We start from the raw sequence: 24,463 nt of genomic DNA, 5'->3' as shown, positions 1-24,463 counted from the left end.
TCGACACGGCGTCCATGCCCTCTCATTAGACTGACGATCAGCCGCCGCCGAGCCCTGGAGCCCCGTTGCCCAACTTCGATTTCCTCACCCAGCCCGCGCTCCCACGCCCCGACGTCACCGCCGACGACGCCGCGCAGATCGCCGCAACGCGGTTCGGACTCGAAGGCCGGATCACCGAGCTGGGCAGCAACCAGGACCGCAACTTCCGGATCGACACCGGAGCCGAGCGCTTCGTGCTCAAACTCGCCAATCCCGCCTTCTCGGCCGACGAGCTGCGGGCGCAGAATGCCGCCCTGGCCACGCTCACCGGTTCGGGCATCCGCATCCCCGACGTCGTCGCCTCGACCGAGGGCGACGAACTCGTCGAGGTCGATGTCCGCGGCGTCGCCCTGCACGCGCGCGTCCTCCGCTATCTCGACGGGGACCCGCTCACCGAGGTCGGCCGGCCCACGGCAGAGCAGTTGCGCACGCTCGGCACCCTGGCCGGCCGGGTCGCTGCCGGACTCTCCGAGCTGCGGCATCCCGGCCTCGACCGCACCACCCAGTGGGATGCGCGCGTCAGCGGCGAGGTCGTCGACCTCTTGCTCGACCACGTGGAGCACCCGGCCAAACGCGAGGCCGTGCGGCAGGCCACGGACGCAGCGCTCGCCCGGCTCGCCCCGCTCCGCGCGCGGCTGCGCGTGCAGGCGGTCCACGGAGACGTCACGGACGACAACATCGTGCTCGGTGACGACGGGCCGGGGGTCATCGACTTCGGCGACGTCTCCGACGGGTGGCTCGTCGCCGAGCTGGCGGCGACGGTCGCGAGCGCGCTCCACCATGTTCCCGACGAGCCCCTGGCCGTGCTCGAGGTCGTGGCGGCGTTCGATGCCGAGGCGCCGCTGGAGGATGCCGAGCTCTCGGCGCTCTGGCCGCTCGTGGTCCTGCGCGGCGCCGTGCTCGTCGTCAGCGGCGAGCAGCAGGTCGCGCTCGACGGTGACAATGACTACGCCGACGAGAACCGTGCGCACGAGTGGGTGGCGTTCGATGTGGCGCGCCGCCTCGATGCCGCGGAGCTGGAGACGCTGATCCGGGCGCGGTTGGGGCGGCCATCCGCGCAGCCGTCAGCGCAGCCGTCGGCGCAGCCTCCGGCGCTGGGCCGCCTCGTCCCGGTCGACTCGACCGCGCAGAACCTCGCCGACCTGTCCGTGAATGCCCGCGATCTCGACGCAGGCGCGTGGCTGGCCGACGACGCGGAGAGCGCCGTGCTCGCGCGTGTTTGCCGCGACCACGGCCATGCGGTCAGCCGCTACGGCGAGGCGCGGCTCACCCGCGCGCGGATCGACCGCTCGCTCCCGTCCGCGACGATCGCCCTCGCTGTGACCCTGGAGGCGCCGACCGGTACCCCGGTCACGGCGCCGTTCCCGGGCGAGCTCGCGCTCACCGAGGGTTCGTGGCTGCTGCGGGGCGAGGGCCTGGACCTCTGGCTGGACGGCCTCGCCCGCCCGCTCACCACGGAGACCGTCGCGGCGGGTGCTCCGATCGGCACGGCCATCCGCCTGACCGCACAGCTCAGCACGCTCCGCGGCCACCGGCCGCCCGCCTTCGTCACGCCCTCCCTGCCCTTCGCCGAGTGGATGGCCGTCTCCCCCGACCCGTCCGCACTCTTCGGCATCGACCTCTCCGTCGCCGCACCCGACCCGGAGGAGGCGCTGGCGCGCCGGGATGCGACCTTCGCCGGGGTGCAGGAGCACTACTTCGCCCATCCACCCCTCATCGAGCGCGGCTGGCGGCACCACCTGGTCGACACCGGGGCCCAGAGCTACATCGACATGGTCAACAACGTCACCCAGATCGGCCACGGACACCCGCGGTTGGTCGAGGCGGTGCGCGACCAGTGGGCGCGCCTCAACACCAACTCGCGGTTCCACTACGACGAGCTCTCCCGGTTCACCGAGCGGCTGGCCGAGATCGCGCCGGACGGCCTCGATACCGTGTTCCTCGTCAACAGCGGCAGCGAGGCGGTCGACCTCGCCCTGCGCCTCGCGCAGATCCACACCGACCGCCGCACGATCCTCGCCGTCACCGAGGCGTACCACGGCTGGACCATGGCCTCCGACGCCGTCTCCTCCTCGCTCGGCGACAATCCGCGTGCCCTGGAGACCCGGCCGGACTGGGTGAAGCTGGTCGCCGCCCCGAACTCGCTCCGCGGCACGCACCGCGGTCCCGGCTCCGCGGCCGCCTATCTGGCCGATCTGGATGCCGACCTCGCCGCGCTCGACGCCTCGGGCACCGAGGTCGCCGGGTACATCGCCGAGCCCGTCTTCGGCAACGCGGGCGGACTGATGCTGCCGGACGGCTACCTCGCGGGTGTCTACGACCGGATCCGCGCGCGCGGCGGAGTCTGCATCGCCGACGAGGTGCAGGTGGGTTACGGCCGGCTCGGTCACTACTTCTGGGGATCCGAGCAGCAGGGTGTGGTGCCGGACGTGATCACCGTCGCGAAGGCGATGGGCAACGGGCAGCCGCTCGGCGCGGTCATCACCCGGCGCGAGATCGCAGACTCGTTCGCCGGCGAGGGCAGCTTCTTCTCGTCCGCGGGCGGAAGCCCGGTCTCCGCGGTCGTCGGCCTGACGGTGCTGGATGTGATGCGCGACGAAGGCCTGCAGCAGAACGCCGCCACGGTGGGCGACCACCTGGCCGCCCGGCTTCGGGAGCTGGGTGAACGGCATCCCCTCGTCGGCGCGGTTCACGGGATGGGGCTGTACCTCGGCATGGAGCTGGTCCTCGACCGCGAGCGCCTGACGCCCGCGACCTCCGAGGCCGCACGGGTGTGCGATCGGATGCTGGCGGAAGGCTGCATCGTGCAGCCGACCGGCGACTACAAGAACGTGCTCAAGATCAAGCCGCCGCTGTGCATCACCCGGGAGAGCGCCGACCGCTTCGTGGACGCGCTCGACCTCGTCCTGTCGACGATGTAGGGCGGAGCACACGCGCCGACTCCGCGGCGATCGCTCCCGCGACGGCGTCGAGGGCCCGTGACCGCAGCGACCACTGGTGCCAGTACAGCGGCACCTCCTCCGCCCGCTCGTCGTCGAGCACCACGAGCGACCCGTCGGCGACCAGGGCGTCGGCCTGCAGGTCCGGCAGCATCCCCCAGCCGAGCCCGCGGACGGCCGCGTCGACGAACTGAGTGGATGCCGGGATGAAGTGGCGGGGCGGCCGCGCGCCCGGCGCGTACGCGGCGAGGTAGCGGTCCTGGAGCGCATCCTTGCGGTCGAACACGAGCACGGGCGCGGTCGCGGCGGCGGACGCGTCCCACCCGCCCGGGCACCAGCGGGCCACGAACTCCGGGCTTGCCACCGCGCGATAGGTCATCGAGCCCAGGGCCGTCACCGTGCACCCCTGCACCGGCTCGGAGTCCGACCCGATCGCCGCCATCGCCGTCCCGTCGTGCAGACGGTCGAGCGTGTGCTCCTGATCGTCGAGGACCAGCTCGAAAGCGACCCCCTCCACGCGTGCCAGCGCGGGAAGCACCCAGGTGGCGAGCGAGTCGGCGTTGACCACGAGCGGGACCGAGACCAGCGCACCCGGTCCGCCCGGCGAGCCCCCACGGCGTTCGCCGGGTCCGCCGGCGAGGGCCGCATCCGCCTCCGCTTCGAGCAAAGCGAGCTGGCGGGCCAGGCGCAGCAGGACGCTTCCCGCCTGTGTGGCCTCCACGGGCTTGCTGCGCCGCACGAGCACGCGGCCGCTCTGTGTCTCCAGGGCCTTGATGCGCTGACTGACGGCGGACGGTGTGATGCGCAGAGCGGAGGCGGCGGCCTCGAACGTCCCGCCGTCCACGACGGCCGCCAGTGTGCGGAGATGATCGGCCGTCGCACTCATGAAGTCACTCTAATGGTGCTGAAGAATGATGAGCTGTACTTATGGAAGCCGCCCGCATACGGTCGAGGAGTGTTCGCGACGTTTCTCACCGGCCTCGGCTCCGCCGCCTCCCTCATCGTCGCGATCGGCGCCCAGAATGCGTTCGTGCTGCGCCAGGGCATCCGGCGCCAGCACGTCCTGCCGGTGGTCGTGATCTGCGTGCTGAGCGACGCCATCCTCATCGCCGCGGGGGTCGCCGGAATCGGCGTGCTCGTGAAGAACGCGCCGGTCGCGCTCCAGGTGGTCCGCTGGGCGGGGTTCGCGTTCCTGGTCGGCTACGCGATCTTCGCCGCACGTCGCGCGCTAAAGCCCGAGGCGCTCAGCACCTCCGGCACCGCAGCAGGGTCCCTGGTCGCGGCCGTCGGCACGTGCCTGGCGATCACCTGGCTCAACCCCCACGTCTACCTCGACACGGTGCTGCTGCTCGGATCGCTGTCCGCCTCGCACGGCGATCCGGGTCGCTGGGTCTTCGGCGCGGGTGCGGCCACCGCCAGCCTGCTGTGGTTCGGGATCCTCGGCTTCGGCGCCCGCTTCGCCGGCCCGGTGTTCGCCAAGCCGGTGGCCTGGCGCATCCTGGACGGCGGGATCGCGGTGCTGATGCTGGTCCTGGCGGTGCTGCTGGTGCTGTGAACGGCGCGACGCGCACGAGCTGCCTCGACTCGACGATAAAGGCCGCCCGATTCGGGCGGCCTTTCGTGTGGTGGTGGAGCTAAGGAGATTCGAACTCCTGACCTCTTCGATGCGAACGAAGCGCGCTACCAACTGCGCCATAGCCCCGGGGAACTGCTTAGAAAGACTAGCACCCTGCGCGGGCCCCGTCGAAATCGAGGGGCGCTCAGCTGGCGGCCCGGCGGCGGCGCAGGACCGCGTCCAGATCCATGCTGCCCGTGTCGGTGTCGTCGAGCAGGCCCATGCTGGCGTAGCGGCTGGGGACGGGCGCGACCGGCAGCGGAGCAGCGTCCCCACGGACGGCGGGCGTCGCCTCGACGACGGGGTCGGCCGCCCGGGCCACCGGGCGCAGCGGCACCGGCGCCACGACGGGAGCGGGCGCGGATTCCTCCGCCTTGCGCTCGAACTCGGCGCGGGCGGCGGCCCGGCGCAGCTCGGCGGCAGCATCCACCGAGGCCATCGCGGCCGCGGCGACCGTGCCGGGCGACAAGTGGAGGGGCTTGGGCAGAGGGCGCGGCGTCCAGCTCTGGCGCAGGCGCTCCTGCACGGGCAGGTCGTGCTGGGCGTCGTCGTACAGTTCGGGGGCGACCTGCGAGGTGCGCACGAGAGGCTGCGACGCCGTCACCGGACGCTGCGGTCGTGCCAGGCGAGCGAGCATCCACCCCGACAGGGCCACCGCGCAGCCGGACACGGCCGCCAGCAGCCAGGCGCCGGTCTCGAACATGATGACCGCTCCCCCGACGAAACCGGCGAGGCCGGCGACCAGGAGCAGCGTCGAGAGGGCACGCGTGCGGCGCAGCCGGCGACGCCGCTGCGGAGAGAGCGGAACGACGTCGGCAGCGGTCGCCAATACGCGCGCCCGCTGGGCGGCTGCGGCTCTGGCGGCGCGTTCCATCGCGATAGCCGCGGCGGCGGCCTGCTCGGCCTCTTCGGCCGCGCGGCGGCGCTCGTCGGCGATCGCCTGCTCGCGGCGCGCGTGGGCCGCGGCTTCGGCGCGGGCGGAGGCGAGGGTCTTCTGCTCCGACCGGCGCAGGATGCGCTGCTGCTCGGCGACCGTGCGTGACGTCGCCTCGACGCGGACCTCATCCGGCAGCTCGCTGGTCTCCGCCAGGATGCGCAGGGTCTGCTGCAGGCGCACGGCGTTCCGCTCGGTCGTGACGTATTCGCGACGGCGCAACCACACCGGGACGAGATAGGCAAGCCAGAGGGCGGCCGCTATGGCGACGACGACCCCACCGCCCATCACATCCCCGTTCATGCCTCTACGGTAGGGGCGGCGGGCGCTGGGCCCGCGTCACACGGGAGGGTGTGTCCCGGTATCCGTTCTCAGTGGCTGCGCGCGATCGGCAGCGGGATGGCCGCCGCCGCACGGTCCTCGGCCGAGATGACCGCGGCGTCGGGGGGTACGTTGCCGTCGAGCCAGCGGCGCAGCACGCCCTGGTTCAGCTCCTCCGACACCAGGCCGAAGCAGAAGTGGTCGCGCCAGTCCCCGTTGATGTGGATGTAGCGGCGCCGCAGCCCCTCGTACCGGAACCCGAGCTTCTCGACCACACGCAGGCTCGGGATGTTCTCCGGCCGGATGCAGATCTCCATCCGGTGCAGGCCCAGCTGGTAGAAGCAGTAGTCGGTGGCGAGCGCCACCGCGGTCGGCGTGATGTTGCGGCCGGCGAACTCCTCCGCGATCCAGTAGCCGATGGTCGCGCTCGACAGCGACCCGTACGCGATCGACGAGACGTTCAGCTGCCCGGCGAGCCGGCCATCCCACTCCACGATGAACGGCAGGCCGTGGCCCGCTCGCGCGTTGGAGAGGAGCGACCGGATGCTCGCGCGTGTGTCGAACGACCCGGGCGCGTAGGGGCTGGTCGCCTCCCACTGGCGCAGCCAGCTGCGGTTGTCGAGAAGCGACCGCTCCAGCGGGCGCGCATCGCGCAGGCGGATGGGACGCAACCCCACGCGGCCCTCGCTGAGGGTGGGGACCACGATGGCCACAGACTCCTCCTTCAGCCGACCGTCAGTGGGACCGGTTTGCGAGCGTCTGGATGGGCCCGGTCGGGTCGACCGGCATCTCGTGGACGTACTCGTCCGGCGCGTCGGACGTCAGACCGGCGGCGAACTCCCGGAGCCACGGACGCAGTTCGGGCCCGAGGTCTTCGCGGTCGGTCGCCAGGCGGACGATCGCCTTGATGTAGTCGAGGCGGTCGCCCGTGTCGTAGCGGCGGCCGCGGAACACGACGCCGTACACGCCGCCGGTCCAGTCGGGCGCTTCGGCCATCGACTGCAGGGCGTCGGTCAGCTGGATCTCGCCGCCGCGGCCGGGCTCGGTGCGCTCGAGCACGTCGAACACCTCCGGCCGCAGCACGTACCGGCCGATGATGGCGTAGTTGGAGGGCGCATCCTCTTTATCCGGTTTCTCGACCAGGCCGGTGATGCGGACGACGTCGTCCTCGTCGGTCTTCTCGACGGCGGCGGCGCCGTAGAGGTGGATGGAGTCGGGGTCGACTTCGAGCAAGGCGACGACCGACGTGTGGCGCTCAGCCTGCACCTGCAGCATCCGCTTCAGCAGGTCGTCGCGCTCGTCGATGATGTCGTCGCCGAGGAGCACCGCGAACGGTTCGCGGCCGACGTGCATCTTCGCGCGCAGCACCGCGTGGCCGAGACCCTTGGGGTCGCCCTGGCGGACGTAGTGCATGTCGGCGAGATCGGTCGAGTAGTTGACCTTCTCGAGCCGGTCGGTGTCGCCCTTCTTCCTGAGGCTCTCCTCCAGCTCCGAGTTGCGGTCGAAGTGGTTCTCGAGGGCGTTCTTGTTGCGGCCGGTGATCATCAGGACGTCGTGCAGTCCCGCATCCACCGCCTCCTCCACCACGTACTGGATGGCGGGCTTGTCGACGACCGGCAGCATCTCCTTGGGCATCGCCTTCGTGGCCGGGAGGAAGCGGGTTCCGAGGCCTGCTGCGGGAATGACTGCTTTGGTGACACGGTCGTGATTTGCCATGCCGCCTACAGTATCCGCATTTCAGCGGCGTACAGGATGGCATCTCCTAGGATTGCCGTATGGACCCGGACACTGCCGCTCATCGCAAGCGCGCCCTGCGCGCGGAGCTCCGCGAGCGCCGGCAGAACCTCACCACGACCGAGCGGCAGGCCGCCACCGCGGGCATCACCCGCAACCTTGTCGACCTGGCGACGGACCTGTCCGTCCGCTCCGTCGCCGCGTATCTCTCGACGAACATCGAGCCGGATACGCGCCCGTTCCTCAACTGGGCCCACGCCCAGGGACTGCGCGTACTGCTCCCGATCTCCCGCGAAGACGGTCTGCTCGACTGGACCACCGGCGACGGCGAGACCGAGACCGAGGGGCTGTTCGGGCTCCCGGAGGCGGTGGGCGAGCTGCTCGGACCCATCGCGATCAACGACGTCGACCTCATCCTGGTGCCGGCGGCAGCCGTCGACGCGACCGGGATGCGGATGGGCTGGGGTCGCGGATACTTCGACAAGACGCTCGGGAGCATGGAAAAATGTCCCCCGGTGTACGCCGTGCTGTTCGACGGCGAGCTCGTCGACGAAGTACCGCGCGAACGCCACGACCAGCCGGTCGATGGGGCGGTCACCCCCACCCGGATCGTCCAGTTCACCTGACCCCCCTCACCCAGCACCGGAACGCAGCGGAAGAAGAATGCCCACCTACTCGTACTCGTGCCGCGACTGCGGCCATGCCTTCGACATCCAGCAGGCCTTCACCGACGACGCCCTCACGGTGTGCCCGAACTGCGGTGGATCGCTCCGCAAGGTGTTCGGTACCGTCGGGGTGACGTTCAACGGTTCCGGGTTCTACCGGACGGATTCGCGGAGCGGCGGGAAGTCGTCGGGGGCGTCGTCGTCCGGTACTGCGAAGTCCGATTCGTCGTCGTCTTCTGGTTCGTCGTCGTCGTCATCGTCATCGTCGTCGTCCTCCTCGTCCTCCGGTTCCTCGGGATCCGGTTCGAGCTCGTCCGGTTCGTCGACCTCGTCCGGCTCAGCCGCCTGATCCGGCATCCCCTTCGAAAGGTTCGGTCTTGCTCAAAGGCTTCAAGGAGTTCATCCTCCGCGGAAACGTGATCGACCTGGCCGTCGCCGTCGTCATCGGCGCGGCGTTCACGGCGGTCGTCACCTCCATCGTCGTCAACCTGTTCAACCCGCTCATCGGCGCGATCGCGATGAGCGACTCCCTCAACAACGCTCTGACGCTGACCATCGGAGACGCTCACCTCAAGTTCGGTGCCGTCCTGGTCTCGCTGATCAACTTCCTGATCGTGGCGGTCGTCGTCTACTTCGCCTTCGTCCTCCCGATGAACATCGCGAAGCAGCGCGCCGAGCGCCGCCGGAAGAAGGGCGTCGTGGAGCCGGACAAGCCGATCACCGAGCTCGACCTCCTCACCGAGATCCGCGACCTCCTGCAGGCGCAGCAGTCCCCGCCGCAGCCCCCCGGCAAGCACGCCGACCCCCTCCCCTAGACGTCGAAGTGCACCTTGTGGCGGCTAAATCGACCTTTTAGCCGCCACAACGCGCACTTCGATCACCAGTGGGGCGGGACGTCGCGGCGGAGTCGGGCGTCGTTCGGGGAGAACGAGGGTGCGTTGTCGGAGTCCGGGGCGGCGGGCGGCGGGTCGTCGCTCGGGGCGATCCGCGGGCGCGGGTCGGTGCCGGGCGCGCCGGGGCGCTGCACGCGACGGTGCTTCCGCCGCCCGGGTGTCTCGTTCACCCGTCCAGCCTAAGGCGGCCGCGGCGCGGGCGCAGGTCAGGCCAGCGTCGGCAGCGTGATCGGCGCGGTCACCGCGTCCGGCTCGGCCTGGCCGATCAGCGTGGCGATGCGTCCCGCCACCGCGTCCGGATCCGCGAACAGCTCGAAGCTGTGCACCCGGAGGTAGTGCCAGCCGAGGCGTCGCAGCACGTCCGGGCGCAGGCGCAGCGACTCGCGGAGGCTGCCCTTCGACACGTCCGTGTCCGTCTCGACCACGACGGCACGGCCCTCGTGCGACGCGACCAGGGTGAGCTTGCCGCGGTAGCCGAGGTGCACGTCCAGGCCACGGCGCGACAGGCGCTTGGCGAGGTCGACCACCATCGGATCCGCATCCGGGCTCAGGTACTCGGGAGCGGCCGCCTGCAGCTGGTCCGCCTCCCCCAGCACCTGGGCGAGCGCGGCGATGCCGTGCCGCATCCGCGACTCGTCGATGTCCTCCGGCTTGAAGCAGGAGACGATGTCCATGCCGCGCCGCCCGCGCGTCATCCCGACGGCGAGCAGGCGGTCCCCACCCGGCTCCGCAAGAGCGCCGAAGTTCGACAGCAGCCGGCCGTGCGGCGTGCGCCCGTAGCCGATCGAGAAGATGACCCGGTCGCGGCTCTGCCCGACCGACTGGTCGAGCGTCACGACGGTGAACGGCTCCGCCCGGTCGCCCAGGATGAAGTCGGCCAGCTCCGAGCGCTTCGAGAACGCGGAGAGCACCGCCTGGTTGACGCGCACGGCGTGGCGTTCGCTCGCGGTGATGACCATGAGGGATTCGCGCGGACGCTCGGTCGCGTGAGCCACCACGAGCTCGACCACCTTGGCGACCTCGGCGTCCGTGGACTCGACCGCGCCGGTGTCGCTGTCGGGCATGCCCTGCCCGCCGCTGACGTAGTGCAGCGCCAGGCTGCCGTGCCCGAGATAGGTTCCGGCCCACGGGAGGGAGTCGATGGTCCCGCCGTAGAAGCGGCGGTTGACGAGCTCGGCGAGGTCTTCGCCGCCGGCGCGGTAGCTGCGGCTGAGCGTGTAGACCGGGAGCAGCTCGGAGAGCCGGGCGAGCGCGGAGTCCGCGTGCAGCGCATCCACGTCGACCGCCTCGACCGTGCGGCCGTACTCGTGCACGCCGATGTCGAAGCGCGACGGGGTCTGCGTCACCGGGTCGCCGAACGCGACGACCTGGCGGGCCCGGCGGATGACGGGGACGTTCTCGGCGAGACTGGAGGCTCCCGCGTCCACGAGCAGGACGGCGTCGAACCCGACCTCGCGGCCGATCGACGGCACCTCGTACGGCGACACGAGCCACACCGGCGCGAGCGGACGGGCCAGATGCGGCGCGGCCTCGTTGAGGGAGGTCGCTGTCGGCACCGAGGTCTTCAGCAGTCGCTTGAGCGCGGCCGCCTCGTCCGGCCAGTCGACGATCCCGATCTTCCAGGTCTCGGCGAGCATCCACGCGAGCTGCTTGCCCGTCGCCGAGGCGTGCGCCTCGTCCACGAGCCGGAAGTCGGCCTCCAGCCGGTCGAGCACTCCCGTGTTGGCGTTCAGCAGGGCGCGGTCGGAGGCGAGCAGCGACTCCAGCACCGACTGCCACCACGCGAGTTCGAGTTCGGCGCTCACCTGGTGCTCGGGGACGTGCCGGATGGAGAGGTCGGAGATCAGCGGATCCAGCTCGAGCTCGCGCAGCTGCGTCAGCAGCGACGTGCGCTCCTGCAGGTTGGCGAGCACCTCCGACTCCGCGGCGAGACCGGCGACCTGGCGGGTCAGCTCCTCGATGGGGAGCGCGGCCAGCGACTGCGGCGTTCCGGTGCGGCGAAGCGGGATGTCGAGGCGCGCGAGGTCTTCGGCCACGCGCTGGTACGCGACCTGCACGTCCGCGATGCCGATCGGCACCTCGGGCACGACGCCCGCGACGGCGAACCGGTTCCAGAGGATGCGCTGCTGCTGGATGCGACGCAGGCTCTCGTTGAGATCGGTGACGTGCACGCCCGGACGGACGTACTCGAGCGCGTGCTTGCGCAGGCGCCGGCGGTTCGCGCTCGACATCGAGGGCGATTCGCGCCGGGATGCGGTGGCCGCGATGAGCTCGGTCAGCGAGCGGTCGAACACCGAGGGGGTGAACTTGTCGAGCGTTTCGCGGATGTCGAGCAGCAGGCGCAAGTAGACGCCCAGCTCGACGATCGAGGCGAAGGGACGCATCCGGGTCTGCCCGATCAGAGCGTTGGCGCGGTCGAGCAGCCGGGGCAGCTCGGCGCGGTTCAGCTTCTTGGCGAGCTCGTGGGCGCTCCGGCCCTCCTCCGTCGTGTTGAAGGAGGCGCCGTACCAGGGCGAGTCGTTCGGTCCGTAGCGGAATTCGCCGAGACGGGCGGCGCGGATGAGCGCGTCGGCGGAGGCGGCGCGGTCGCGGGCGAGGGCCTCGATCGCGTGCCGGCCGAGACGTGCCGTGGTGGACGGCGGCGAGGGCAGCAGCGACAGTCCGGACAGCTCGCGAAGCGCATCCAGGATCGAGACGCGGAGGACCGGGTCGCGCCGGGTGAGCGCCGCGCGGTAGTCGACCAGCACCTTGCGCAGGCGCACCAGCGCCTCGTCGACGTCGGTGACCCGCGGCTGCGTGGCCTTCTCGTTGCGGGCGATCGACTGGACGAGGTCGCGGCGGAGCGTCCGCGGGGTCACCGCGAGCCCGGGAAGCCCGGCCTTGGAGAGTCGCTGCGCGATGTCGTCGAGGCTGGAGCGGCGCGGGCTGACGACCAGCACACGCTTGTGCTGCGCGACCAGGGCGCCGATGGCGTTCACGATGGTCTGCGTGCCGCCGGTGCCCGGGAGCGTCTTCACGACGAGGGAGTTCCCGGCCGCGATCTGTGCGACCACGTTCTCCTGCGCCTCGTCGGCGTCGAGGAGGAGGGTGTCGGTGGCGGGCGGCCGCTCATCCTGGCGGATGGCCTCCACCGGGTTGAAGGAGGCCTCGACCGTCGTGCGGGCGGTCGGGTTGCCGGCGAGCGCATCCAGCAGCACGGTGTCGAGATCGCGCGCCTCCTCGCTCAGCGCGGGGGCGACGTCGGCGAACGAGGATGCGACCAGCCGCGGCTGCACGTTGAACCAGGGCAGGTGCGAGGTGAGGCCGCGCAGGCGGTCGATCACCGGCTGGGGCTTGAAGACGCCGCCCTCGACGGCGAGCGCGACGAACGCGTCCGCGTCCAGCGTGATCTGGAACTGCTCGTTGAGGGCGCGCGCGAGCTCCGGGTTGAGGAAGGTCTGTCCCTTGAGTTTCAGCTCGAAGTCGCGGCCGTAGCGACGGATGGCGAGCGGACGCAGCAGGATCGGCGCGAAGTACTCCTCGGCGCCGTTGCGCCACTGCGCGAGGCCGATCGCCAGGTGGACCGACTCGATGCCACGCACGGAGCGCAGCTCGATGCCCTTCTGCGTGATCGCGTTCGCGGCGGCGCGCGCGGTGCGGAGCGCCAGCTCGTCGCGGATGAGGCTCGACAGGAGGGTGCTCTGCCCGGTGATGAACTGCGGCAGACCGCCCGGATGCGTCGTGCTCAGCTCGATCCGCGTCCGCGGCCCGTCCTCGAAGTGGAGGAGCGGGGAGTCGCCGCCGATCGCCGCGATCTCGTCGCGCCAGCGCGTCCACACCGGCTCGGCGATGTTGCCGGCCACCAGCCCCGGATCGCCCAGACTCAGCGTGTGCGGAGCGGTCGTCGTGCGCGGGTTCAGGGCGTCGTCGTCTGCGATGATCGACGCCGCGTCGTCATCCTCGGTCTTCCTGTCCAGTCGCCACACACCGACACCCTACGTTCCGATCCGCGGATTCAGCGGGAACCCGGGCGGGTTTCGCGGCAATATCACCCACAGGAGCCCCTCGAGTCCTCACAGACAGCGATGGGGTCAGGAGGACGGAGCGGGCGTGAGCGTGCCGTACGGCTGGAGGGATCCGGTCACGACCGGCACCTGCAGGCCGACCGACTGACCCCCGCTGTTGACGGACACCGTCGTCAGCGAGCCGGGAGCCGAATCCAGGCCGGTCACCAGGGTCTGGTCGCTCGGCGGGTCGCCCAGCTTCCGGATGGCCCGCGGCTTCAGCGAGACCTCGATCGTCTGCCCGCCGGTCGGGATGATCGTGACCTTCTGCGTGTCCGGGCCCTCGTTGACCAGCGTGGCGACCAGGTTCGCGGTCTTCCCGTCGTTGCTCACCAGGACGGCGTTCCCGACGAAGACATCCCCGACGGTCGCACTCACGCCGACGCTGGCCTCTTCGATGTCGAGCGTGTCCTGCGGCGCGAACAGGTCGCAGGCGGTCAGGCCCGAGAGGGCGGCCGCCGCGACGACCGTCACTGCGGCGGCGCGGCGGAGGCGCGAGGGGCGGAACAGTGAGGCGCGCAACGTCATCATCCACCTCCGGAGGGACCACGGTGGCGCCACCCTAGCGTCCCGGCGGCGGGTTACGGAAGACGCTTCGTGCTGCGGAGGGCGATGATCCCGATGACGCCGCACAGCAGGTAGAGCGAGGCCTGCACATCCAGGATGGGCACGATGTCGCCCGAGTCGGCCAGCAGTCCGCCGAGCAGCAGCCCGACCGCCTGCGCCGCGCCGTCCAGGGTCGTCATGGCAGCGATGACCCGGCCGAGGGCGCGCGGCGGCACCTCGGTCTGGACGAGCGTGATCTCGCCGGTGGCCGTGGTCACTCCGGGCAGGCCCATCGCGATGAAGAGTCCGGCGTAGACCCAGAGCCCGGTGGTGAACGGCGCGAGGTTCCAGGTGAGGAGCGAGAGCAGACCGAACACGAGGTAGCCGCCGCCGATCAGCGACCGCGGCCCCAGCCGGCGCGCCAGGACGCCGGTCACGAGCCCGCCCAGGACGCCGCCGATCGCCTGGACGCCGCGGATGATGCCGGCTCCCGTGTCGCCCGCTGCGAGATTCTGCGTGACGTAGACGAGGAAGAGGACGAGGAACAGTCCCTGCGCGACACCGCCGAGTGCCGCGATGAGGGCGAGCGTGCGGAGGGTGGCCGATCGCGCGATCAGCGCCAGCCCTTCGACCCAGTCGCGCAGGATGCGGCGCTCGGCTGCGGACGCCGGTTCCTGGCCCGACTGGTCCTCCCCAGGCGGGCCTCCCGCTGCCGGCACCGGGTGCGGACGGCTGATCGCGACCAGCACCGCCGTGATGACGTAGGACGACGCATCCGCGATCACGACCCCCGGCAGCCCCCAGAACGCGAACGCCACACCGCCGAGCGGCGACCCGACCAGCCGCGCCAGGCTGTCGCTCACGGCGATCAGGGCGTTGGCCCGGGTGAGCTGGTCCGCGCGGACGAGCTGCGGGATCATCGCCTGGCGGGCCGGGTTGATGATCGCGCCGAGCACCGCCTCCACCGCCGCGACGGCGTAGACGATGCCCATCCGGTCGGCGCTGGCGGCGAGCAGCGGGAGCAGGAGGAGCCCCTGCAGGATGGCGACGATCACGATGGTGCGCCGATGATCCCAGCGGTCGACGAGCACCCCGAGAAAGCTGCCCAGGAGCAGCATCGGGACGAGCTCCACCAGGAACACCGTCGAGGCGCCGAGTGCTGAGCCGGTCGCCGACAGCGCGAACAGCGGCAGCGCGATCATCAGCAGCCAGTCGCCGGTGTCGGAGACCAACCCGGCCGTCCAGATCAGCGCGAAGTCGCGCCGGAGCAGCGGGGAGGGCGAGCGCTTCGGCGTGTCGGTGACGGTCACGACGCGTCCTCCGGCCGATCGGCCTGCTCCACCGCGCGCGCGGCGGCGATCGCATCCGGGTGCCGGAACGCGTTGAGGTGCAGGGCCACCACGTCGCTCCCCTCCGGCGGGTCCGCTCGTGTGAGTGCGATGTAGGGCCGGATGAGCGCATCCAGCCGCTCCCCCAGCTCGCGGAGCTCGGCCGGGGTCAGCTTCAGCGCGTACCCGTTCAGCATGCTGGCGTCCCTCCACTCCACCGGCTGGTCGTCGCGCTGGGCGATCGCGCGGTGCACGAGCGCCCCCTCGTCGTCGACCTGCCGGTCGGCGAGCGCCCGCTCCACGGTGTCGGACCCGAGCGCGAACTCCGGGTCGTCGGAGCGGCCGAACGACAGCCCGGTGTTCGTGGAACGCCACGGTCGCTCGCGGCCGTCCTGCGCATCCACCGTCTCCACGAGCCCGACCTTGCCGAGCGCCCGCAGGTGATAGCTGCAGTTGGAGGGAGTGGAGCCGACGACCGCCGCGCACTCGCTGGCCGTGCGCGGGCCGAACGACATCAGGTGGTCGAGCAGGGCGAGGCGGAGGGGATGCGCGAGCGCCCGCAGCGCGCGCGGGTCGGTGACCGTCGCGCGCTTCTCGGGCTGTCCTGATGTGAAAGACATGTTTCAGATCATGGCGCGGGTTCTCTTTCCTGTCAACACGGACTTGGCTGGGGCGGGAATGCTTCCCCCTCCCCCCAAGTTGTTGACGGATATGAACGAAACCACCCGAGCGAGTGTCGGCTTCCGATCGGAGCGCGGCCCCATCCTGATCGCCCTCATGCTGACGACGGGGCTGGTCGCGATCGACTCGACGATCCTCGCAACGGCGGTGCCCTCGATCGTGCAGGACCTCGGCGGGTTCGCGCAGTTCCCGTGGCTGTTCTCGGTGTACCTGCTCGCGCAGGCCGTCTCCGTCCCCGTCTACGCGAAGCTGTCGGACACGGTCGGGCGCAAGCCCATCGTCCTCATCGGCATCGCGCTCTTCCTGATCGGTTCGGTGCTCTGCGGCTTCGCCTGGAGTATGCCCGCGCTGATCGCCTTCCGGGCGCTGCAGGGGCTCGGCGCGGGAGCGATCCAGCCGATGTCCATGACCATCGCCGGTGACATCTACACCGTCGCCGAGCGGGCCAAGACGCAGGGCTACCTGGCGAGCGTGTGGGCGATCTCCTCCGTCGTCGGCCCCACCCTCGGCGGCGTGTTCTCGCAGTTCCTGTCGTGGCGGTGGATCTTCTTCGTCAACGTGCCGCTCTGCATCCTGGCCGGGTGGATGCTGATCCGCGCCTTCCACGAGAGCATCGAGCGCCGCAAGCACCGCATCGACTACGCGGGCGCGGTGCTGCTCACCGGTGGGATGACGCTGCTGATCCTCGCCGTGCTCGAGGGCGGTCAGGCGTGGGCGTGGAACTCGCCGTGGAGCATCGGCGCCTTCGCCATCGGCGCCGTGCTGCTCGTCGCCTTCGTGCTGGTGGAGCGGCGCGCGGCCGAGCCGATCCTCCCGCTCTGGGTCTTCTCCCGGCGGCTGCTCGTGACGACGACACTGATCTCGCTCGGTGTGGGCGGCATCCTGATCGGCCTCACCTCGTACGTGCCCACCTACCTGGAGGGGACGATCGGAGTCGCTCCCATCGTGTCCGGGCTCGCCGTCGCCGCCCTCACGCTCGGCTGGCCGATCGCCGCGAGCGTCTCGGGCCGGTTCTACCTGCGCATCGGGTTCCGCAACACCGCACTGCTCGGGATGGGGATCGCGATCGTCGGCGCACTCTCGCTCGCCGCCACCTCCGTCGCTCCGTCGGTGCTGTACGTCGCCGTCAGCTGCTTCGTCGTCGGGCTCGGGATGGGCCTCATCGCCACCCCGACGCTCATCGCGGCGCAGTCGAGCGTCGCGTGGAACGAGCGCGGGGTCGTCACCGGCAGCAACATGTTCGCCCGGTCGATCGGCAGCGCGGTCGGCGTGGCCGTGTTCGGCGCGATCGCGAACGCGATCATCGGCGGTTCCGCAGGTGGCGCGCACGACCCGGGCACCATCCAGTCGGCGTCGACGGCGGTCTTCGTCGCCGTGGCGGCGGCCGCGGTGCTGACCATCGTGGCCGGCCTGGCGATGCCGCGCTCCCGCGTCGAAGACGTGGAGCTCGGCCGCCCCGCCCCCGCCACCGCGGACTAGCCGCCGCGCCGGCCGGCGGCGCGGGCTTGCGCCGGCCGGCGCGCACCGGCCGACGCGTTGCCCGCCGCGCCGGCCGGCGCCGACCGGGAACGGCCGGCGCGCCGCCAGCCAGCGCCCACCTACTTGACACGACACGCCGTGCGCCGCACCGGCCGCACGGCGTGTCGCGTCAACCACATCATCCATGGGTCGCAACACGCCGTTATGACCGCGCGATAACGGCGTGTCGCGACCCATCGATCGCGGGGTCCGTCGCCGTCCCGCCGCCTTCCCTGCCTGACGCACGCCGCACGCCGCCGCCCCCGCCGCCCGCCGCCCGCCGCCCGCTGTCGCCGGCTGCCGGCTGCCGCACGCTGTCGGCAACGGGCGCCCGCCAGCTGCCGCACGCGGCTACTTGACACGACACGCCGCGCGCCGACCCGGCCGCACGGCGTGTCGCGTCAACCACATCATCCATGGGTCGCAACACGCCTTTATGGCCGCGCGATAACGGCGTGTTGCGACCCATCGATCGCGGCTACGCGGGGATGCGCGTCAGCGTGACGAACTCGTTGTACGTGAACGCCTTGCCCGCGAAACGCGGGAGCGGGAATGAGTACTGCCGCTCCACCGTCAGGCCCAAGCGGTCCGCCAGGCGGTGCAGGCCGTCGAAGTCCGTGAACGCGACGTGGGTGGAGTCGCTGGCGTAGCCGCGCTCCTGCGGGGTGATGAACAGGACGTTGCCCCCCGGCTTCACGTACGGCAGGTACATCCGCACCAGCTCCACCGCGAAGTCCGGATCGACGTGCTCGACGACGTGCGCCAGCAGCATGGAGTCGAACATGCCCGGTTTCGCATACTCCGTCGACGGGAACTCGTCGCTCGTGAAAGCGGTCAGCCCCCGCGCCCGCGCGATCGCCACGGACTCCGGGTTGTGGTCGACGCCGACCCCGTTGTTGCCGAGGTGTGCCAGGTTGCGGCCGAGACCGCTGCCGACGTCGAGCACCCGGCCGAGGTGCAGGCGCCGGATGTTCCAGCGGTACGGCGCCTGGACGTTGAGCGTCCGGCGCCACCACGAGTTGTCCAGTCGCTGCAGCCGGGCGGCGTACTCGGCGCCGGCCGTATCGCGTCCCTCATTCGGTTTGTCACCACCGGGGCTGGCGGACGTGTCGGACATCAGCAGGCTCGATCCGTGAACTCCATGCCCCCACGGTAGGCCACTCGGTACAGCGCCCTCAAAGCAAAACCCCCCTACGATCATGTGAGAACTGTCCACCTTTCGATGGGATGAGCTGAATGTCAACTGGCCGGGGAACCTCAGGTCCCAGCAAACGCGACCGCCGCGAGGAGGCGCGCGAGACCGCCAGGAAGATGCGCGAGGAGGCCGCGAAGAAGGCGAAGCGGCGCAAGATCGTCGTGCAGAGCTCTGTCATCGTCGGCATCGTGGCCGTGCTCGCGATCATCGGCGTCGTCGTCTTCACGAGCGTCGGCGGCGGCACCAGCGCAGCGAACCCGAAGAACATGGCCAGCGGTGGAATCCTGCTGACGTCGTCGACGAAGGCCACGCCGACGCCGGCCATCAAGAGCGGTGCACAGCCCACGCCGACGAAGATGAAGCTCGACGGCAAGACCGCGCACATCCAGATCTGGCTCGACTACCAGTGCCCCTACTGCGACCAGTTCGAGACGACGAACAACCCCCAGATCAAGCAGTGGCTGGATGAGGGATCGGCGACTCTCGAGGTCCACCCGGTCGCCATCCTCGACAGCACGCAGAACAAGCAGTACTCGACCCGCTCCGCGGCCGCCGCATCCTGTGTGGCGAACTCCGAGCCGGACAAGTTCTTCGCCGTCAACGCGGCGCTGTTCGCCAACCAGCCGGACGAGCAGACCGGCACGGGCCTCACGAACGCCGAGATCGTCAAGATCGTCAAGGATGCGGGCGTCGACTCGGCCGCCGTCACCGACTGCATCAACAAGCAGACGTTCGCCTCGTTCATCACGACGATGACGCAGGATGCGTCCACCAACTCGCAGCTGAAGAACCCGACCTCGGGCGGCTTCGGCACCCCGACCGTGTTCGTCAACGGCGAGCGCTACCAGGGCGGCTTCACCGACGCGGCGCAGTTCGCCGCGTTCAAGGAGGCAGCCGTGAAGGACGCCGGCTCGGGCAAGACCATCACCTTCCCGACCGCGAGCTGACCCTCCTGCAGCCCTCGAGCACAGGAAAAGTGCGCCCGATCCGTTGGATTCGGCGCACTTTTCCTGTGCTCGGCGGCGCGTTGGCAGGTGTAGCGTCCGAGGGGAACGAGATCGGGCGAGAGGAGTTCGGGGCATGGAGCGCATTCCGGAAGACGGAGTCGACGACGTCGAGATCGGTGAGAGCGACGCCGGGGAGACCCCCGGCTGGGCCGACCCGGCCGACGGCGACGTCGACTACGCCCTGAACGATCCCGAAGCCGAGGCCGACTTCGCCGACGAGCTCGTCACCAACGACGCGGTCGCGGGCGAGACGATCTGGCCGGGACCGGGCGACGGCAACGATGGACCGACCGGCGGCCAGTCCCGCGAGGCCGAGCCCGTGCTCGACGAGCACGACGAGGACGACCCGGACGCGGGCGTGCTGACCGAGGACGACGTGGAGGAGGAGGGCATCTAGCCTTCCCGCCCGGCCTACTCGGGCGCGCTCAGCGCATCCACCACTCCCCGCGCGCTGCGCTCGAGGAAGCCGACGATCTCGGCCGCCGGAAGGTCGGTGCCGATCGCGCTCTCGACGAGCGCCTCCTCCGCGAACGCCACCCATGACCGCAGGGCGATGCGCAGCAGCCGCGAGTCGGGCACGCCCAGCTCGAGGAACACGGCGACCACGCGCTCGGCCTGCTCGCCGCGGGCCTCCTCGACGACCGCGCGCACCTCGGTGTCTCCGGAGGCGACGCCGCGCACGAGCGAATAGAACGTGCCGCTGTGCTCGCGGACGAACGCGACGATCCGCTCCAGGGTGTCGTGGAGGCGCTCCAGCGGGGGCAGGCCGTCGACCGGCTCCGTCGCGTGCAGCATGCTGTCGCGGGCCGTGCGCACCACCTCCCGGTGGAGGCCCTGCTTGGAGCCGAAGTAGTGGAACAGCAGCCCGCGGGACACGCTCGCGCGGGCCGAGAGCTCCTCGATGGTGAGCTGGTCCAGCGGGTTGTCGGCGAGGAACGCCACCCCCAGCGCGACCAGCTGGGCACGGCGCTCGTCCGGCGTGAGTCGCGTGCGCCGGTCCATCTCCATGGGCCGAGCCTAACCGTCGCTCCTGCGAACACGATGCGCCGGTCCGACTATTGACAGCCGGTCAATAACGTCTAAGCTCGCTCCTGGACCTGACCGCGCCGACGCTGTCAAGTCCCCCGAACAGGAGGATCGATGAAGTTCCGAAAGCTCGCCGGGTCGCACGCCGGACGGATCGTTCTCGCGGCCGTCCCGGTCGCCGTGGTCTCCACGCTGCTCATGACAGGCGTCGCGCAGGGCGCCGTGCCCGTGTCGTTCGCGGTGTCCGGCAGCCAGTTCCAGATCAGCGCGTCGAAGCTCGAGGGCACCGGCTTCTCGCAGTACGCGGGCGTCGCTCCCGACACCGCGGGCAAGGACCACCAGGTCGCCATCGCCAACATCAAGTCGGCCACGCTTGCCGACCTCTGCCAGTCGGTCATCACGGACACCCCGCTCGGCAAGGTCGGGATGCTGATCACCGCGGGCGGCGGCGGGGCCCCGGCCAGTGCGTCCGACCTGCAGATCGGGATGACGGACCTCAAGGGCGACTCGAACTTCCACAACATCCGCATCGGCGTCGACGCGTCCACCGTGAACACGGCGGCGAAGGGCGGCGCGGGCGACTTCGCACAGGATGCGGACGCCGTCACGATCTCGAACCTCCAGCAGACCGCGTGGAGCACCCAGGCCTCCGTCTTCACCCTCACCGGGATGCACGTGCAGCTGACCGACGGCTCGAAGGGGTGCTTCTGACCGTGGGAGCTCACGCGAGCGGACGGATGCGGTTCCGCGTCTGGCGGCGACAGCGTCCCTTCGTCGGCGGGGTCCTGACGGCCCTCGGCGGCATCGAGATGTTCTTCTCGGGCCAGCTCGACATCGGCAAGATCCACGTCCAGCTCGGGATCGAGGGCCTGCAGGCGACGATCATCCCGATCCTGCTGGTGCTGCTCGGCGTGCTCGTCATCGCGATGCCCGCGCATCGCATCTTCTACGGCGTGATCGCGCTGGCCGTCGCGGTGTACTCGCTGGTCGGCGTGAATCTGGGCGGCTTCTTCGTCGGGATGCTGCTGAGCGCGGTGGGCGGCATCCTGAGCGTGGCGTGGATGCCGAAAGTGGATGCGGTGGATGCGGTGGATGCGGTGGATGCGGGAGAGCCGGCGATCCTGGACGCCCCGCGCGAGGGCACGACCGCATGAGGCGGGATCGCTCCGGCGTCGTCGCCGGCGCGCTGATCGCGTGCGTCGCCGCGGCGCTGGCGGGTCTGGGCGCCGCCCGCATCCCGTCGGCCGCGCCCGCGGCACTGTGCATCCCGATCTTCACGTCGTGCTCGTCCCCGAGCCCGTCACCCGCGCCATCCTCTCGCCCGACGCTTCCCGGGGCGCCCGGCGCGCCCGCGCTTCCCGCGCCGCCCGCCGGCACGCCGACGCTGCCGGGCACCCTGCCTCCCACCGCCCCGCCGACCCCGGCCGGCCCGGACACCGGGACGACCGTCTTCACGCAGCCCCCGGCGCAGCTCGGAAGCCAGTCGCTGTCCTTCTCGGGTCTGAAGTCCGTCACGGTCGTGACCGTCCCGCTGGCCGACGGCAGCCGCATCCCGGTGCTGAAGATCTCCGCCGACGCCATCACCATCGACGGCTTCAGCCTGACCGTGCGCAAGGCCACAGGCCCCAAGCTCGCCACCACCGCAGACCAGATGGCGCTGCGCGGCAATGTGCAGGTCTACCTGGACTCCGCGACCGCCACCGGCCCCGACGGCACGCCGCTGACCCTCGGCGCGGCGACTCCTCCCCCGGCCGACGGGCTGCCGCCGCAGCTGCTGCGCGTGACACTCGGGCTCGTCGGGGTGACCGCGGACAGCATCCGCTTCACCAACCCGCACCAGCACCTGTCGGAGTAGCCGCCGCGTCGCCGATCTGTGGGACGCAACACGCCGTTACGCGCCGGCGATTACGGCGTGTTGCGACCCATGGATGCGTCAGGTCAGCGCCCGGACTCGCGTCGCCGCCGCCGACGTTCGCGCCGGGACAGAGAGTCCCACGTCTCCCGCTCGGCGCGGCGGCGCTCCTCGGCCGCGCGCAGCCGCTCCTCACGCCGTTGCCGCCAGCCGTCGACCTCGGCATCCACATCCCGGGTCGGCGTGACGACCGGCGGACCGCCCTGCAGCTGCCGCCGCGCCTCCACGATCCGGCGGTTGAAGGTGTCGAGGTGCTCCCGCACCGCGCTCTCCGACCCGAGCCGGTCGAGCGTCGCCTCGAGCTCCTTGTCCTCGGTCCGGAGCATGAGGGCGGGTGGCCCCAGCCCGGTGAGCTTCTCGCGCTCGATCTTGCGGCGGATCCACCAGTCGGGATCGTGCGTTCCGGTCAGTCCCGGGAGCGGCTTGCCCGCGCCGGGGAGGTCGTCGAAGTCGCCGCGCCGGATCGCCTGCTGGATGGCCGTCTCGACGATCTGCGCCCGCTGCTCCATCGACGGCTGGCCCGGGTTCGCCTCCTCGACCTCCTCGCCGCGGGCCTCCGCGTCGCGGCGCAGCCGGTAGCGCGCGGCGTCGACGAGGGGGTCGGATTCGCGAGCCGGGCGAGGATTTCCGTCGCGGTTGCGGGCCATGCATTTAAGCCTACGCCGCTCATCGGGGCACCTTCCAGGCGGCCCGGCGGCGCGCACTCGGCTGCGCGCACGAGCCCTGTGCGAACGGAAGGTGAATATACGAACAACGGCACCCGCGGACAGTTGACATCCGATGGAACCTCATTAGTGTGTGCACTAAGCAACCGGATGGCAGGCTGAACCGCAGGGGGCGGGCAGCTGAACTGCATTCCCGGTGGGCGGCGGCCGGCCGCGGGTGAGCCGGCCGCCGCATATTTCGTCGTGGGGTGTCCTTCTCGTCGCTCCGGCCTCCCGTTACGCTGACCCCGTGACCGACGACGAGCACCTGCGGCAGGTCCGCGACCGCTTCGACGAGCGCGCGCCGACCTACGACGAGAGCGCCATGCACCGCGCGCTGGCAGCCGAGGTCGCCGCCTTCGCCGGAGTGGAGGGTGATGGGCTGGCCGGTGTGGATGCGGTGCTCGACGTCGCGACCGGCACCGGCCTGGTGCTGCGCGCCCTCCGCGACCGCGGCTTCGTGGGAAGTCTCGCCGGGGTGGACCTGTCCCCCCGGATGATCGACGAGGCGCGCCGGCACCTCCCGGACGCGACGCTCGTGGTCGAGGATGCCACCCGGCTCAGCCAGCCGGACGCCTCGATCGACCTCGTGACGTGCGTGACGGGACTGCAGCTGTTCCGACATCCCGATGCCGCGATCGCGGAGTGGGCGCGGGTGCTCCGGCCAGGGGGCCGCGCGATCACGGCGACGTTCCTCGCCGTCGACCCGGCGCGGCATCGCGCGGCGCCGCCGCCCGGTTCTCCCGAACACAGCCGATACGACTCGGTCGAGCATCTGGCCGCGACGGTGGCGCCCGCCGGCTTCGCGGTGACCCGCACCACGACCTGGGCGGATGGAGCCGACGAGCTGCTGATCGCCGAGCTGACCCTCAGCGCGCCGACGCCGACGCCGACGCCGACGCCGACGCCGACGCGGGCGCCGGACTGAGTCTCCGGGTCAGTGCGACTCGGGATCGTCCGCGAACGCCCGGACCTCCTGCGAGCACCGGCACGCCACCGCGATCTTGGCGGCCCAGCGTGCGGCCTCCTCGGGCGTCGGAACGTCGACGATCGTCAGCCCGCCGCTCAACTCCCGCGTCTGCGGGTACGTGCCCTCGGTCACGGTCCCGTCGCCCGAGACGAGCACCGGCGCGACGCCCTCGTCCAGGCCGCCCGCGAACACGAGCACCCCGGCCTCCTTCGCCTCCCGCACCACTGCGCGGGCCGCCTCCCCCACCGCGGGCAGCTCCTCCGCGGGCACCTGCATCGCCGGGCTGGGGAACAGGATCATGTAGCTCGTCATCGATCGCTCCTGATTCGTCTCGTCGTGCCGTCGACCCTAGTGCGGCGCGCGGTACGAGTACACCCGCACCGGCGCTACGCC

Annotated in this window: 25 protein-coding genes, 1 tRNA gene and 1 pseudogene; 12 read left to right on the top strand and 15 right to left on the bottom strand. The window is 71.1% G+C overall.

From position 1 onward, the window contains the following. Positions 1 to 65: 65 nt before the first annotated feature. Positions 66 to 2,960 carry an aminotransferase gene (locus P3F85_RS04005; protein WP_374009960.1) on the top strand — a complete coding sequence of 965 codons (2,895 nt, stop codon included), beginning with the start codon at positions 66 to 68 and terminating at the stop codon, positions 2,958 to 2,960. Here the strand turns inward: P3F85_RS04005 and P3F85_RS04000 are convergent. Beyond that, on the bottom strand, positions 2,899 to 3,864 hold the full coding sequence (locus P3F85_RS04000; RefSeq protein ID WP_374009959.1) for a LysR family transcriptional regulator ArgP: 966 nt from the start codon (positions 3,862 to 3,864) through the stop codon (positions 2,899 to 2,901). The two genes, P3F85_RS04005 and P3F85_RS04000, sit on opposite strands and share 62 nt — an antisense overlap. 69 nt (positions 3,865 to 3,933) lie before the next feature. Between P3F85_RS04000 and P3F85_RS03995 the strand changes: the two genes are divergently transcribed. After that, positions 3,934 to 4,533, top strand: a complete 600-nt coding sequence (locus P3F85_RS03995) for a LysE/ArgO family amino acid transporter (RefSeq protein WP_374009958.1) — start codon at positions 3,934 to 3,936, stop codon at positions 4,531 to 4,533. Positions 4,534 to 4,604: 71 nt separating this feature from the next. On the opposite strand, the gene P3F85_RS03990 is transcribed toward P3F85_RS03995, so the two are convergent. The 4 genes from P3F85_RS03990 to galU form a co-directional block, all read right to left on the bottom strand. Beyond that, positions 4,605 to 4,680 (bottom strand) — tRNA-Ala (locus P3F85_RS03990). A gap of 58 nt (positions 4,681 to 4,738) precedes the next feature. Further along, on the bottom strand, positions 4,739 to 5,830 hold the full coding sequence (locus P3F85_RS03985) for a hypothetical protein (protein ID WP_374009957.1): 1,092 nt from the start codon (positions 5,828 to 5,830) through the stop codon (positions 4,739 to 4,741). Between the two features lie 68 nt (positions 5,831 to 5,898). Then, on the bottom strand, positions 5,899 to 6,561 hold the full coding sequence (locus P3F85_RS03980; protein ID WP_374009956.1) for a GNAT family N-acetyltransferase: 663 nt from the start codon (positions 6,559 to 6,561) through the stop codon (positions 5,899 to 5,901). A 22-nt stretch (positions 6,562 to 6,583) separates the two neighbouring features. After that, a complete protein-coding gene (galU, locus tag P3F85_RS03975; RefSeq protein ID WP_374009955.1) occupies positions 6,584 to 7,564 on the bottom strand; it encodes a UTP--glucose-1-phosphate uridylyltransferase GalU in 981 nt (326 codons plus the stop codon). Positions 7,565 to 7,623: 59 nt separating this feature from the next. On the opposite strand from galU, the gene P3F85_RS03970 reads away from it, so the two are divergent. Continuing rightward, complete coding sequence (locus P3F85_RS03970) at positions 7,624 to 8,208, top strand: 5-formyltetrahydrofolate cyclo-ligase (RefSeq protein ID WP_374009954.1); 585 nt, start codon at positions 7,624 to 7,626, stop codon at positions 8,206 to 8,208. Then, positions 8,168 to 8,338, top strand: a pseudogene (locus P3F85_RS03965) (FmdB family zinc ribbon protein); the annotation flags it as partial. The gene P3F85_RS03970 and the pseudogene P3F85_RS03965, both read left to right, overlap by 41 nt. 62 nt (positions 8,339 to 8,400) lie before the next feature. On the opposite strand, the gene P3F85_RS03960 reads toward P3F85_RS03965, so the two are convergent. After that, positions 8,401 to 8,604, bottom strand: coding sequence for a hypothetical protein (locus P3F85_RS03960; RefSeq protein ID WP_374011006.1), 204 nt, complete (start codon positions 8,602 to 8,604; stop codon positions 8,401 to 8,403). Positions 8,605 to 8,624: 20 nt separating this feature from the next. On the opposite strand from P3F85_RS03960, the gene mscL reads away from it, so the two are divergent. Next, positions 8,625 to 9,062, top strand: a complete 438-nt coding sequence (gene mscL, locus P3F85_RS03955) for a large-conductance mechanosensitive channel protein MscL (RefSeq protein ID WP_374009953.1) — start codon at positions 8,625 to 8,627, stop codon at positions 9,060 to 9,062. A gap of 62 nt (positions 9,063 to 9,124) precedes the next feature. Here mscL and P3F85_RS03950 read toward each other — a convergent pair whose 3' ends face one another. The 5 genes from P3F85_RS03950 to P3F85_RS03930 form a co-directional block, all read right to left on the bottom strand. Next, positions 9,125 to 9,310, bottom strand: coding sequence for a hypothetical protein (locus P3F85_RS03950; RefSeq protein WP_374009952.1), 186 nt, complete (start codon positions 9,308 to 9,310; stop codon positions 9,125 to 9,127). 36 nt (positions 9,311 to 9,346) lie between these two features. Then, a complete protein-coding gene (locus P3F85_RS03945) occupies positions 9,347 to 13,105 on the bottom strand; it encodes an AAA family ATPase (protein WP_374009951.1) in 3,759 nt (1,252 codons plus the stop codon). 105 nt (positions 13,106 to 13,210) lie between these two features. Further along, a complete protein-coding gene (locus tag P3F85_RS03940) occupies positions 13,211 to 13,711 on the bottom strand; it encodes a hypothetical protein (RefSeq protein WP_374009950.1) in 501 nt (166 codons plus the stop codon). Positions 13,712 to 13,764: 53 nt separating this feature from the next. Beyond that, positions 13,765 to 15,039, bottom strand: coding sequence for an MFS transporter (locus P3F85_RS03935; RefSeq protein WP_374009949.1), 1,275 nt, complete (start codon positions 15,037 to 15,039; stop codon positions 13,765 to 13,767). Next, on the bottom strand, positions 15,036 to 15,677 hold the full coding sequence (locus P3F85_RS03930; RefSeq protein ID WP_374009948.1) for an ArsR/SmtB family transcription factor: 642 nt from the start codon (positions 15,675 to 15,677) through the stop codon (positions 15,036 to 15,038). The genes P3F85_RS03935 and P3F85_RS03930 overlap by 4 nt, the downstream gene beginning before the upstream one ends. A gap of 91 nt (positions 15,678 to 15,768) precedes the next feature. Between P3F85_RS03930 and P3F85_RS03925 the strand changes: the two genes are divergently transcribed. Next, complete coding sequence (locus P3F85_RS03925) at positions 15,769 to 17,217, top strand: MDR family MFS transporter (RefSeq protein WP_374009947.1); 1,449 nt, start codon at positions 15,769 to 15,771, stop codon at positions 17,215 to 17,217. A 517-nt stretch (positions 17,218 to 17,734) separates the two neighbouring features. Here the strand turns inward: P3F85_RS03925 and P3F85_RS03920 are convergent. After that, the gene (locus P3F85_RS03920) at positions 17,735 to 18,373 is read right to left on the bottom strand and encodes a class I SAM-dependent methyltransferase (RefSeq protein WP_374009946.1); all 639 of its coding nucleotides are present in this window, start codon (positions 18,371 to 18,373) and stop codon (positions 17,735 to 17,737) included. A 119-nt stretch (positions 18,374 to 18,492) separates the two neighbouring features. On the opposite strand from P3F85_RS03920, the gene P3F85_RS03915 reads away from it, so the two are divergent. Both P3F85_RS03915 and P3F85_RS03910 read left to right on the top strand, forming a co-directional pair. Beyond that, positions 18,493 to 19,398 carry a DsbA family protein gene (locus tag P3F85_RS03915; protein WP_374009945.1) on the top strand — a complete coding sequence of 302 codons (906 nt, stop codon included), beginning with the start codon at positions 18,493 to 18,495 and terminating at the stop codon, positions 19,396 to 19,398. A 133-nt stretch (positions 19,399 to 19,531) separates the two neighbouring features. Further along, on the top strand, positions 19,532 to 19,855 hold the full coding sequence (locus P3F85_RS03910) for a hypothetical protein (protein ID WP_374009944.1): 324 nt from the start codon (positions 19,532 to 19,534) through the stop codon (positions 19,853 to 19,855). 14 nt (positions 19,856 to 19,869) lie between these two features. Here P3F85_RS03910 and P3F85_RS03905 read toward each other — a convergent pair whose 3' ends face one another. Further along, positions 19,870 to 20,466 (bottom strand): TetR/AcrR family transcriptional regulator, encoded by a 597-nt coding sequence (locus P3F85_RS03905; protein ID WP_374009943.1) that lies wholly within the window; start codon positions 20,464 to 20,466, stop codon positions 19,870 to 19,872. Between the two features lie 132 nt (positions 20,467 to 20,598). On the opposite strand from P3F85_RS03905, the gene P3F85_RS03900 reads away from it, so the two are divergent. The 3 genes from P3F85_RS03900 to P3F85_RS03890 are packed head-to-tail and all read left to right on the top strand — an operon-like array spanning position 20,599 to position 22,339. After that, positions 20,599 to 21,195 carry a DUF6230 family protein gene (locus P3F85_RS03900; RefSeq protein ID WP_374009942.1) on the top strand — a complete coding sequence of 199 codons (597 nt, stop codon included), beginning with the start codon at positions 20,599 to 20,601 and terminating at the stop codon, positions 21,193 to 21,195. Positions 21,196 to 21,197: 2 nt separating this feature from the next. Next, positions 21,198 to 21,638 carry a DUF6114 domain-containing protein gene (locus tag P3F85_RS03895; protein ID WP_374009941.1) on the top strand — a complete coding sequence of 147 codons (441 nt, stop codon included), beginning with the start codon at positions 21,198 to 21,200 and terminating at the stop codon, positions 21,636 to 21,638. Beyond that, positions 21,635 to 22,339, top strand: a complete 705-nt coding sequence (locus P3F85_RS03890; protein ID WP_374009940.1) for a hypothetical protein — start codon at positions 21,635 to 21,637, stop codon at positions 22,337 to 22,339. Before P3F85_RS03895 ends, P3F85_RS03890 begins: the two co-directional genes overlap by 4 nt. Positions 22,340 to 22,422: 83 nt before the next feature. On the opposite strand, the gene P3F85_RS03885 is transcribed toward P3F85_RS03890, so the two are convergent. Further along, a complete protein-coding gene (locus P3F85_RS03885) occupies positions 22,423 to 23,043 on the bottom strand; it encodes a DUF1992 domain-containing protein (protein WP_374009939.1) in 621 nt (206 codons plus the stop codon). A gap of 307 nt (positions 23,044 to 23,350) precedes the next feature. Here P3F85_RS03885 and P3F85_RS03880 point away from each other — a divergent pair, with 307 nt between their 5' ends. After that, the gene (locus P3F85_RS03880; RefSeq protein WP_374009938.1) at positions 23,351 to 24,028 is read left to right on the top strand and encodes a class I SAM-dependent methyltransferase; all 678 of its coding nucleotides are present in this window, start codon (positions 23,351 to 23,353) and stop codon (positions 24,026 to 24,028) included. Between the two features lie 9 nt (positions 24,029 to 24,037). Here the strand turns inward: P3F85_RS03880 and P3F85_RS03875 are convergent, their stop codons facing one another. Then, positions 24,038 to 24,382 carry a YciI family protein gene (locus tag P3F85_RS03875; protein WP_374009937.1) on the bottom strand — a complete coding sequence of 115 codons (345 nt, stop codon included), beginning with the start codon at positions 24,380 to 24,382 and terminating at the stop codon, positions 24,038 to 24,040. Positions 24,383 to 24,463 lie beyond the last annotated feature (81 nt).

This window comes from Leifsonia sp. T36S-04 (genome assembly GCF_042465655.1).
In the GTDB taxonomy this organism is placed as follows: domain Bacteria; phylum Actinomycetota; class Actinomycetes; order Actinomycetales; family Microbacteriaceae; genus Leifsonia.
Note: the sequence above shows the minus strand (reverse complement) of the source record. Positions and strands in the feature narration are given on the sequence as shown.